This window comes from Qingrenia yutianensis (assembly GCF_014385105.1).
GTDB classification, from domain to species: Bacteria; Bacillota; Clostridia; order UMGS1810; family UMGS1810; genus Qingrenia; species Qingrenia yutianensis.
The window spans coordinates 17,980-30,097 of the sequence record NZ_JACRTE010000019.1 but is presented as its reverse complement, the minus strand read 5'-3'; the positions used below and the strand labels follow the sequence as shown (position 1 = coordinate 30,097).

At 37.9% G+C, this 12,118-nt stretch carries 10 protein-coding genes; 8 read left to right on the top strand and 2 right to left on the bottom strand.

Annotated features, from left to right (window positions below; all coding sequences use genetic code 11):
* Nucleotides 1-363: 363 nt before the first annotated feature.
* Nucleotides 364-651: a DUF3847 domain-containing protein gene (locus H8706_RS10515; RefSeq protein WP_262432594.1), complete on the bottom strand. Its 288-nt coding sequence runs from the start codon at nucleotides 649-651 to the stop codon at nucleotides 364-366.
* Nucleotides 652-739: 88 nt separating this feature from the next.
* The gene (locus tag H8706_RS10510) at nucleotides 740-3,436 is read right to left on the bottom strand and encodes a stalk domain-containing protein (protein ID WP_262432593.1); all 2,697 of its coding nucleotides are present in this window, start codon (nucleotides 3,434-3,436) and stop codon (nucleotides 740-742) included.
* A 679-nt stretch (nucleotides 3,437-4,115) separates the two neighbouring features.
* Here H8706_RS10510 and H8706_RS10505 point away from each other — a divergent pair.
* From H8706_RS10505 to H8706_RS10465, 8 genes are all read left to right on the top strand, one after another.
* Nucleotides 4,116-4,502, top strand: coding sequence for a BlaI/MecI/CopY family transcriptional regulator (locus H8706_RS10505; RefSeq protein WP_262432592.1), 387 nt, complete (start codon nucleotides 4,116-4,118; stop codon nucleotides 4,500-4,502).
* The gene (locus H8706_RS10500; protein ID WP_262432591.1) at nucleotides 4,499-6,688 is read left to right on the top strand and encodes a M56 family metallopeptidase; all 2,190 of its coding nucleotides are present in this window, start codon (nucleotides 4,499-4,501) and stop codon (nucleotides 6,686-6,688) included. The genes H8706_RS10505 and H8706_RS10500 overlap by 4 nt, the downstream gene beginning before the upstream one ends.
* 370 nt (nucleotides 6,689-7,058) lie before the next feature.
* Complete coding sequence (locus H8706_RS10495) at nucleotides 7,059-7,430, top strand: BlaI/MecI/CopY family transcriptional regulator (protein WP_262432590.1); 372 nt, start codon at nucleotides 7,059-7,061, stop codon at nucleotides 7,428-7,430.
* A 5-nt stretch (nucleotides 7,431-7,435) separates the two neighbouring features.
* A complete protein-coding gene (locus H8706_RS10490; RefSeq protein WP_262432589.1) occupies nucleotides 7,436-8,272 on the top strand; it encodes a M56 family metallopeptidase in 837 nt (278 codons plus the stop codon).
* Between the two features lie 4 nt (nucleotides 8,273-8,276).
* Nucleotides 8,277-9,434, top strand: a complete 1,158-nt coding sequence (locus H8706_RS10485; RefSeq protein ID WP_262432588.1) for a hypothetical protein — start codon at nucleotides 8,277-8,279, stop codon at nucleotides 9,432-9,434.
* A gap of 16 nt (nucleotides 9,435-9,450) precedes the next feature.
* Nucleotides 9,451-10,521: an S-layer homology domain-containing protein gene (locus tag H8706_RS12375; protein WP_316637086.1), complete on the top strand. Its 1,071-nt coding sequence runs from the start codon at nucleotides 9,451-9,453 to the stop codon at nucleotides 10,519-10,521.
* A gap of 15 nt (nucleotides 10,522-10,536) precedes the next feature.
* A complete protein-coding gene (locus tag H8706_RS10470; RefSeq protein ID WP_262432587.1) occupies nucleotides 10,537-10,704 on the top strand; it encodes a hypothetical protein in 168 nt (55 codons plus the stop codon).
* A gap of 19 nt (nucleotides 10,705-10,723) precedes the next feature.
* Nucleotides 10,724-11,893, top strand: a complete 1,170-nt coding sequence (locus tag H8706_RS10465; protein WP_262432586.1) for an S-layer homology domain-containing protein — start codon at nucleotides 10,724-10,726, stop codon at nucleotides 11,891-11,893.
* Nucleotides 11,894-12,118 lie beyond the last annotated feature (225 nt).

The following is a 12,118-nucleotide window of genomic DNA, read 5'->3' as shown; positions in this document are numbered from 1 at the left end:
TGTGCTTTTATGCTATATATGAGCTGAAGGATGAAATCCCGAAATATGGATTTCATCCTTCGAAAAACACTTAAATTATATTATCATTTTGGAGTTTACACAAAATCGGGGAAATACCCTAGTATACTTGATATTTTGTGTCAAACTTGTTTTGATATAAAATATCAAGTCAACAAAACAGTTTTTGCGAAAACTGTTTTGACGCTATATGCAAATTTTATTTTGCGTATAGCACAAAGGGGTATGGGGAAATGTGAGTTGCCCCATAATTAAAACAAATGCGGAAACGCCGATTTGTTTTAATTTGCTCTCGGCAGAGCGCACACACCTGTTAAGGTGTATAAGTGCGCCCTTGTTCCCTTGTTAAAACAAGGGATTTCCCTCACTCGCCGTATGCTCACGAAAATTCTTGATTTTTCCCTTTGCAAATTCGCTTGAAAAAATCTCGATTAAAAGAGTTTGCAACTGCTCATTTGAAAAGTTCTCCGCATTGTTGATTACACTTTCCAAAATCGCCCCTCGCTCAATTAACCGCTTTGTCCGTTTCTTTCGCTCGGCTTGTTTTTGCTCTGATATGAGCCGTTTTTTCTTGTTGGTGAGCTGATTGATTTGCGCCTGTGTTTTTGCAATTTGTTCGTCAATGTTTTTCATAAAATATCGTTCCTTTCTGTGTTTTGGGTATGAAAAAAGGACAGCCGATTTTTTTCGGTTGTCCTTTTAATGTTGTATGTTCTTTGTTTTAATTATTTTTTTCTGCCAACAGATTTTTTGTAATAATAACCTTTTGTTCGTTTTCCAACCATTCGACACTTGCACCGAGATGTTCGGAAATGAAACGAATAGGCGTATATGTACGGTCATTTTCTATAAATGCCGGAGAATCAAGTTTAACATTCTCACCGTTTACAACGGCATACTCTGCACCTATGGTAATAAGAATAGTTACATCTTCATTGGTTTTAAGGTTTTTGCCCATAATTGTTACAAGTTGTTTGTCACCGTCCCATTCAACGAAAGCCCCCAAGTTTTCAGCAACAAATCGTGCCGGAAGCATTGCTCGGTCATTTACAATTCTTGGTGCAACATCATTTGTCTTTACTTTTCCGAAAACAGAGGCACCTTTTTTGCCGATAGTAAGAATTATTTGATTTTCAGAGTTATCTGTTTTCTTTTCCGTCCAAGCGGCATAAAGCGTCATACTCCTTGTTACCTTTGCAGAAAAATCATACTTTGTTTTAAGCTCTTTATCGGTATACCAACCCACAAAGTCAAAACCATCTTTGGTCGGTGTTGTAGGCTCTGTCAAAGTACCGTTTCTTTTAACTCTCTCACTTGATATTTTATTTCCGCCGTTTGTGTCAAACGAAACCGTATAGCGAGTTGTCCCGCCGCCACCGGAGCGCTTGTTCCACTTTGCATAAAGAGTTATTTCAGATGTATATCCAGCTGCTGCAAGTGTTTCAATTTTTGTAGCAAATGTATCTTCCAAATACCAACCCGCAAAATTATATCCCGATTTGGTCGGATTAACGAGTATTGTTTCCGTACCGTATGTATGTGTTGCAGGGGAATTTGCACCAAGAGTACCTCCGTCAAGTTCATAGTTGATGATATATTCTGCCGTTTTTGTTATTATATCATTATCTTGTTTGTCCAATGCAAGTTCAATTTGTGAAATCGAAAACTTATCCGCTGTTAAAGAGGTATTTCCGTTTGTAGATGTGAAAAGTGTTTGTCCCACCGTAAAAGGTGTTTCAAATTCCAATTTAATAAGATTGTTTTCGCTAATTGTAATATCACCATTAATGTTTATCGGAATAATATTATTTGCTTCATCAGCCAAAAATTCGATAGCATTATCCGTATTATCCGCAGTCAGCGTTTGCATAGGCTGAAAAGTCTTAATTTTACTGTTGTTTTTAAGTGATACATTTCCCAAACTTCCTTGCATAGCACTCGTTATAATTGAATTATCAAGTGTAATTACAGGAATACCTTCTTGTTGGTCATTCAATATATCCACTTCTGCACTTTTCGTGTTTATAACATCTATTGCAAACGGCTCATATTTGAGATACAGCCCATTGATAATAAATGCTCCGATACAACTGTTTTCAGCGGTACTGATATTGTCAAATATATATTTGCTGCCAGCATATTCCGAAGCTGCAAACACATTGTTGATAAACTTTATGCCCGAAAACTTAATGGAAGCCTCTTTATTTGCCGAATAAAACAGACTGTAATATTCTTCCGTACCGCCTGTAAAAGAAGCTTGATAGGTATTTTCACCATCAGTGTTTGTAAAAGTAACATTTTTGGTAATGTATGCAGGTGAATCAGTCGACATTACAACATTGCCGCATACAACTATTGTTCCGCCGTCGGCTACAAGTTGCATTGCAGTGCTAATAGAAGCAACTGCTTTGTCTGCTGAAACACCTGAATTCTTATCGCTGCCCTTTTTACTGTCGAGATAAATCGTATCAATATATGGCACTGTGTCTGTTTCGGTTTCAATATCGTTCGTTCCGTTGAGTATTACTGTTACTTTATTGTCCTTAACCGCCACATAATCATATGGGTAGCTCGAAATAGGATTGCCCATAGTGCCAACACCGTTAAATTTTGCTCCTATTTTCTTTCCGACATCCTTAAAGATAACGGTATATGTATTATTATAAATGTTTGCATCTTCCCAATTTGCTCCATTCCAAGTAATAAGATTTTTAGGAAGCTCTCTTGAATCTCCAAAACCGTCAATTTCAGCAGAAAGAGTTTCACCAACCTCTGCGTTTCCGTTTATGGCTGTAACTTTGATAGCCTTATTTGAAATGGTTTCATCAGTCGGTGTTGTCCGGCAAAGATTATATGCCACATAACCATTTGTAACATCTCCGCTATCTACGCCAAATTTAATATAGACATACAAATTAGGTTGTCCCATATTCATTGCACCGCAGTCAAGTGTTCCCTCGTTCTTAAATTCACCCTGAAACAATATACCGCCAACGGGATTTGATTTCTTGCTGATTTTAGCAGAAGCTCCGCTTTTCAATGTGAAGTTTCCGTTCATTATGAGATAGCGTTTTGCTTTACTATCATTCAAAGTCTTATTCTCAAAAATAACATTAGCGCCGTCCTCAACCTTAATATTTGCATTACAAACACGGCTTATTCCGTTTTCACCCTCGTCATAATTCAATGTGAGTGTTGCACCGCTTTTTACATTGATGTCAATACTCTTTTCTATCGACGCATCAACAGATACATTGCCTGTAATATTCATTTCAGTAGTTTCTGTGTTTGCCAAGGCTGAAAGAAAATCAGCTTCGTTTGTAATGTTAGTGCTTTCGGCAAATGCAACTTGTGTCAAAAGTGAAACAAGCATCGCAAAAGACAAAAGAAAGCAGAGCAAATTATTTGTTTTTTTCATAGTGTAAATATCCTCCTAAAACATATATTTGTTTCGCAATAAACTTTTTACTTGCCGAACTGCAATTATCGGCTTTTGTATTTTCATAGGCAACACTCCTTGAATAGATTTAAGTTGACATATCGTGCAAAACTCTGTTTTTCAAAAAGAAACACAAAAAGGCACACCTTATTTACTCTTTTGAGAGATGTGAAGTGTACCTTTAATATTTCTATTATATTTTTGAAAAATGACAGACTTATACTGTATGTATGTACCGATTTTTCGCCAACCAACATAGTCTGTCAAGTCCTTTCTGCAAAAAATTATACAGTTTTATTATAACATAAATTTCTTGTATAGTCAACGCTTTTAGAGCGTTTTCAGCGTTTTGCACTATAATTTTTGCCGATTGAAATAGAGCCGATTTCGGTAAATCGCATTTTTTCATTTTCATCTCTTGACGCGCAAAAATCACACTTTTAATATAAACACATTACATATATCAAGTCAAGATTTGTGTGATAGCTTAAAAACCTTGTTTTGATATGGGTAATGTGTTTATATATTCCGAACAGTTTTATGTGTTAAGACTTGGTTAAAGTTTATAAATTTATCAAAAAGGCTTGACAAATACGACAAGTGTAGTGTATAATAAAACCGTAATACGACATCAGTCGTAGAAAGTGAGGTAATTATCTTGAAAAACTTTGAAAAAAGACTTCCGGACGCGGAGCTCGAAATTATGAAAGTGATATGGCATAATGAGTGTCCCATATCCACAAGTGAGGTGAAACGAATTATTGATGAAGAAAGCAATGCCGCTCGAACGCAGCAAACCGTTCAAACGCTTATCAACAGGCTGATAGCAAAGGAATACATTGCAAAGGACAAACGGGGAAAAGAATATATCTACACGCCGCTTGTTGCCGAAAAAGATTATGTCGAATTTGAAAGCGAACGATTTTTAAGAAAAATGCACGGAAATTCCATCACAAATTTAATGAGAGCATTGTTTGACAGTAAAAAAATAAGCGATGAGGATATTTCGGAGCTTGAAAAAATGTTTAAGGAAAAGAGAAAATGACAGAAATTATAAAACAAATTTTTGAGCAAAATGTAATTTCATCAATTAAATTTTCGGTTGTAATTATTTTGCTTTTAGCTCTCACAAAGCCGGTTGTGAAAAGGTACACGGCAGGTTTTCGATACTATTCGTGGCTTGCGGTTATGCTTATTTTTCTGATACCGTTCGGAAAACTCGGTATAAGCTATAAAATTCCGATATCGCCTGTGATAATGGACATACAAAGCGAAACAAGAGATATTCGTAATTGGTATGAGCAAAAGCTGCCGCAGCAAACGGTTACGAAAACCGTACCCGTTAAACCGAATAACGGCGGACAAGCCGAAAATCCACCATTGGAAGAAACGACAGCTACGGTAAAATACAAAACACCGATTGATGTGAAACTGATTTTAAGTGTTATCTGGCTGGTCGGCGCAGTACTGTTTTTGATTTTGCATATAAAACGGTATTTTTCATTCAAAAGGGCGGTGAAAAGAATATCATCACCGCTTTGTGATGAAAGCACAGCCGACATTCTGGAGTCGGAAAAGCAAAAGCTTAAAATCACTTCCGATATACCGGTAAGGGTTTCTTCTGCTGCCGATACGCCTATGCTTGTGGGAATTATTCACCCGTTTATCATATTAAGCGAAAACGAGTTTTCAGATGATGAGCTGCATTTTATATTTCGCCACGAGTTGATACATTACAAACGAAAAGATATTTTGTATCAGCTTATCACGTTAATTTTTATATCGCTCAACTGGTATAATCCTTTTGCTTATATTATGGCACGGGCAATAGAAATTGACGGTGAAACGGCTTGCGACGAAAAAGTGATTAAAGGAAAGGCATACGAAACGAGAGTGTTTTACGGGGAAATGCTGATTAACTTTCTAAAAACCCAAAATCAAAAAAAATCATATATGACCACAACATTTTTTGGAGGTAAAAAAGGTATGAAAAAGCGACTTACTCTGATAGCAAGTAAAAAAATAAGAAAAAAAGGAACGGCTGCAATGGCTGTTTTAATGGCCTTTACGATTGCAGCATCTGTATGCGCCGCAGCAATGAGCAACGAGTTTTTTGACGAAGTATTCAGCGGTGATACATCGTATTTGGCGGACTTTGTAAAAACGGAAAGGCAGAGCGTAAGCGATGAAAACTATACGCTCACCCTTGAGCAATACCTGGTTGCGGAAAAACAGGCTGTTGTTATTTTCTCAATCGAAGCACAAACTGACGCGGCAATCGCTGAATTTAATGCCGTTGACGAAAGAGGAAACAGCACTTTTTGGGATATGGATACAATCGGATTCGGTCCGGTTGATTATGACAAGGCTTACAGAAGCGGCTTCTCAACCGGTTCCCTGAACAAAAAATTTGATACCGAAAGAAAGAGATATTTTGTTTTGGAATGCAATTCGATTGATAACAAAGATAAGATTGATTTTTACATCTGCACAAACAAAATAAAAGGCTCGCCCAAAATTTTTATCCCCATGGAAAGCAATATAGAAACAAAGACGCTTAAATTTGATAATATTGAGGTTCAATATAATCCGATATCCATTGAATTAAGCTATCCCGTAACCGAGAAAAATGTTTGCGATTGGTGCGGCATTCGTACAAATTACTTTTATTTCAGAATGAAAAACGGTGAAATTAAGACCTTTAATCAGTTATACAGACAAGACGGCAGCAATATTGAAGCAAATGCAGGACATTTTCGTGCATGGGCAAAAAGAATCATCAAACCCGACGAAATCAAAAGTATTATTGTAAATGATACGGAGTACCCGACAGACGATGTTTCAAACTCCAAAAAAATCGAAATCGACAACCTATTGAAGCCCTTTACAATTAAGCCCTATATTAAAGAGCATTTATGGCTGCCGCTTAGAGAATTTTGCGAAAAGCTCGGTGCGGATATAGTGTGGAACGAATCCGACCGCACGGCAACCGTTACATACCGCGGCTCGACCTATGTGTTTGCGCCGGGCTCAACCAAGGTGATCATTGACGGTGAAACGGCTGACTATTACAACAAGGAATACGATCAAACAACATTTATTGATGAAAGGGGAAGAATGATTGTTACTCCAAGCTTTACGGAAAGAATGGACATAGACTGTCACGGATATAATATGTATAATGAGAACGGCGGCATAAATCCGAACGCAATGATGCACATAGCGCCGTAATTGTAGGATATAGCACCGCACTTTACAACAGTCAAATAACTAATTTTATTAAAAGGCTATGAATTTTCAGCGGATTCATAGTCCTTTTAATTTGTAAATATCCTTCCATAGGCATATAAAGAACATATAACGGCGGTTTGGGGTAAAAACATCAAGTCAAGACTTGGGTGCGAGAAGTTGAAAATCTTGTTTTGATATGGGTAATGTGTTTATATATTCCGAACAGTTTTATGTGTCAAGACTTAGTTAAAATTTATAAATTCATTAAAAAGGATTGACAAATGTAGCTGACTATGCTATGCTGATTACAGTAGCTACGAGTGTAATTACACTTAACAAAAATCTTATGACGCATAAGGGGGCATTTTATATGTCAAATGCAAAACACACAATTACCGATTCGGAATACAGTATTATGAAAATTTTGTGGAACTCGGAAAAGAAAATGACGGTATCAGATGTTGTCAGGGCTCTTGACGGAAACGACTGGACGCCGTCTACCGTTTCTACATTTTTGCAGAGATTACTAAAAAAGAATGTTGTATCTTGTGAAAAAAAGGGAAACACAAATTTATATTATCCGATTTTGAAACAAAATGATTATGATATGAGCGAAACCGAGAGCTTTTTATCGAAGATATATAAAGGCTCGGTTAAAAATCTTGTTGCGGCACTCTATGAGAACAAAAAGCTTTCCAAAGAGGATATGTCGGAGCTTAAAAGTATGTTTGATTTGGAGTGATAAATTTGTACGACATTTTCAAAACAGTGCTTATATTAAGCCTGTTCGGGTTCGGGATAACGGCGCTGCTTTTACTCTTAAAGCCCATTACCGCAAAAAGGTTGCCGGCGAGGTGGCAATACTGCGTATGGGTTGCCCTGCTGATTTCTATGGTATTACCGGCATACAAGCTGATACCGAAAAAAGAGGCTCAAAAACTTTCAATAGTGCCGCAAAATCAAACGGTGCAGACTGAAACACAGCCGCAGGAGGAAATCAATCCCGATACGGTTGTAACCTATGACACACCGATTGAATATCGAGAGGTTAATCTATCGTCCAAAATTCAAATACGGCTCTTTGACCTTATCGCATATATATGGGGCACAGGCGTTCTCATATTTTCGCTTGTTGTCATTATAAGCTATTTTAGGTTTTTGTGCCATAAAAACAAAAATGCAGTTAAAATTTCCGACAACAAGATATTTTCGGAAGTAAAAAAGGAGCTTAAAATTAAAAGGCGTATCAGACTGAAAGCGTCATCGGATATAGGCTCGCCTATGCTTGTGGGGATATTGTTTCCGACCGTATATATTCCCTGTCGGGAAATTCCCGACAACAATATGCGTATGGTACTTTTGCACGAACTGACGCATTATAAGCGAAAGGATTTGCTTGTGAAATGGTTTGCAATTTTGGTAAATGCCGTTCACTGGTTTAATCCTCTTTGCTATCTTGCCTGTGCTGCTTTGAGCGAAGCGTGCGAGGTATCGTGCGATATGGCGGTAACAAAAAATATGTCCGAAGATGAACAAAAGTTGTATATGCAGACAATTCTTAATTTAGTCGAAGAAAGGAGCTAAAAAAATGCTTGAAAATTTATACACAACAAAAATGAGTGCAAATAAAAAGACCTTGCAGAACAGGTTCACAAAAATCCGCAGAAAAAGCGGTCGGATTTCAAAAATTATGGCTCTCGTTATGTCCTGCGCCGTTGCCGTAACAATGCTCGGCGCAACCATCGTTATGGCGGCTGTCGGCTCCGACGGCTTGGAGTATTGGAATAAAAACGAGATTTATTTTCTCGGCAGTGTGAGCTTCACGGCAAATACTTCGGGAAAGAATGTTCCCTATTGGGTAAATGAAGACGTTGCCGGAGATGACGGAAATGTATCGGTTACAATAAGAAATTATCAAATGCGGCGCAAAACGAGCGGTTATGTTTCGTTATGTACTATAGCCGAATTATCAGGCGGAAACGGAACGACAAGGCTCTATTCGATTAGCGGCGGAGGCATAAATCGTGCGGCGTCCTTTGACAGCAACAGAAATTTAATAAGCGGCGGAGCAACTTCAAGTCTTAACTATCCGTACTCAAGCAGCTATCGTTTTATAGAAGCAGCCGAAAACGGCGGACTTTTGGAATATGCAAAACCGTTTGTCGAAAACGGTATGCTTGACAGCGAAAGCGGAAAAAGGAAATGTGTTCGTGTTGAATTTGGCATAGATGAACAAAAGAACATATGTGCGATACGTCTTAATCTTTGTTTAACCGATGAAATTAACCCCTATGATATACAAAGAAATGATAACTTCGATGCTATTGACGCATCGGCAGACAGTTTGAATATCATCGGGACTATCGGAGATAAAGCGGAAGATTTTTTTAACTGCGGTTGGTGTATGTACTTTACGGATTTTGAGCGAGATTACAGAAACATTGAAAACAGCGATGTTAAAATAAGCGTGGAAAAGGCTGTGCCGGAAGAAATTATTATTAATACGGATATTAATTTAGAGAATGCCGAATATGTCAATGTAACAATTTTAGACAATAAAAATAATACTGTAACCATACAAGGAGAACCTGCGTCGTTAAACAGACATACAATTATAAAACAATATAAGATGTTTGACGGGAATACTGCATTTAATTCCAATGAAAAATACAGAATATGTATAGGCGTGCTTGATAAAAACAACAATTTACTTTGCCGTTGGCAAGAGTATGTAACAATTCAATAAGAGGAGGTTTTTCGAGATGAAAAAAATAATATTCAGCCTGCTATGTATAATGATGTTGTGTACTTCGGTTACATTTGCAGCAGAAACCGAAACAGTCGGAGGAACAATCACGCTGACACAGTTTTTGGGTGCGAGCCGTGAAGATGTCAAAAGTGTTGCTATAACAATTAACGCTAAAACAGATTATGTTGATAAAAACGCTTTTTATGATATAAGCGACAGCCTTATGCTCACCTCGGCTTTTGAGCCAGAGTTAATAACACTTGAGGGTACATACATAACAGTCGAAAAAACAGACGGAAGTATTTCGTACGCGTTTATAGGACAAAGCGGCGGTGTTGACCGATACAGCGCTTTAATGAGCAGAATGCCGTATGCACTCTATACGACAGAAAATCCGTCAGCGGTTATGTCGCTGATTAACAGCAGTAACGACACGGATTTCAATGATATTAAAAATCACTGGGCAAAAGATACAATAGAAAAATGGAAAGACAAAGGCGTTATATCCGGTTATCCTGACGGAACTTTCAAGCCCGATAATCCCATAACTCGTGCAGAGCTTGCAAAAATACTTACATTGGCATTTTACCTGCAAGAAAGAAGCCCGCTCGGCTATGAAGATGTTAAATCGGAAAATTGGTATTATTCGTATTTGGAGCGCTGCGCGAAATATATTCCTGTTTATCCGCTTCCCGTATCTTACGAAACAAATACTCCATATCAAGAAGTGACCGAAAAAGGCTTAAACTATTATTTGCCCGAAACACCGGCTATGCGTATACACGTTGCGGAAGCGTTGGTTGAAATTAAAAAGGATAAAGAACAAATAAATACGGAGCTTCCGTCAATACAGGATATACAAGCCAATGTGACGGCTGCGTTCAAAGATGATGATTATGAAAATCTTTACGCAATGCACGGCACAATTCCCGAAAATGTAACAAGAATGTTTGAATATACCTACCTTGCAAACAAACTTGGCATTATGCAAGGCGATACTGACGGATATTTCAGACCGTATGACAGCGTAACAAGAGCAGAGCTTATTACTATGCTCGACAGAATGACATCAACAGCGGATTGAGGAATTTTATTTGCTATGACAACAAACGAGATTAAACAGGCTTGGTCAATATGGATTAACCAAAGTGAAAAAATTATAACCGTTAAAAAATCTCACGGCGGAAAAGAAATATTCTTTGAAAGCCGTGAGGTTGGTATGAAAAAGGTATGCGAGCTTGTTTCAAAAGGCTATAGGATAGGATAAAACGGGGGGTGAGAACGAGATGCGAAAGCTGCTTTTTATCATATCGGTATTTATAATATGTGTTTCGTGTGCTCCGGCAACATTTGCAGAGCAAGCATACTCTGATGAAAAATGTTCCGAATGGGCATATTACTACATTAAAGACGCAGAATCACCTCTGTATAACATAATGCCGCAGGAAATGTACGGCGGCGATTTTACAGCGTCTGTTACACGGCAAGAATTTTGTGGGCTTGTATACAATACGGTCGGTTATATGAACGGTGTTACAAATATTTCGGATGAAATCGGAAAATCAACGCCGATTTATCCCAAATTTTCGGGAAAGACATCACCGTTTGAAGATACAAACAGCGAGTATATTTTAGCTCTGTATGAAAGCGGAATAATCAAGGGCAAAACCGAAAAAACCTTTTGCCCGTCGGATTATCTGACAAGAGAGGAAACAGCTCTCATTATAAGCCGCGCTGCCCAATATTGCAATTTGAAAAAGCTGCCGTATAAATTGCCTTTTAATGATACTTATTCTTTGACAGATGAATCATCGGACGCAATAAAATCCGTCTGCGGAATGGGAATTATGAACGGAACGGGTGAAAATCATTTTTCACCTTCAGAAACGCTTTCAAAGGAACAGGCGGCTGCAATCGCAATGCGGCTTATCAATTGCATTGCACATCACAGCGAAATCAATTCGGAACTATCCTGTTATTTTAATTTAATGCAGATGTGGATTGAGGACAAAGACGGCAATGTGATTTTTATGCTTCCGATGTACTGGACAACATATGATTACCGCATTGATTACGGTTACAGCAGTTGGAACTTCTTTGAACATAACAAAAAGACTGTGATTGCCGTATTCGGCAGCGACGCACCGCAAACAGAAGCACATACAGAGCTTTACGAACTTCCGAGCGGAAATAAAATGCTTGAACTTCCGAGAAATGCGGGATATTTTCTTAGCATTACAGAGGACGGAAAGTATATTATAACCTATGATGTAACAAAACCCGCCGAGTATGGCTCGTGGGGTGAAACAGTCTATGGTGTTTACGACTTTAACGGTGCGGAAATACTTCCGCCGATTTATAGCCGGGATGAATTACATAAAGCCGGTTATATTGATGCGGTAAAGGCATTTTCACATAATCAGAATTATGTTGCAGGCAAAGTGGGTTTTTCATAAATTCGAAACAAAAAACGCTGCATAGCTGCATAATAAAAAAATTCAAAACTTTTTTGTGCAAAAAGGCATAGCAAAGCAGGCCAATGTTAAAAATTAAAATAGCATTGGTCTAAAAGCTATGTCTTATTTAGTGCATAATGATGAAAATCTGTAACACATCTATTGTAAACCTACACGAAAAATGCCTGACACGGAAATTTCACCTTGGAATTGTCAAAAAAATGT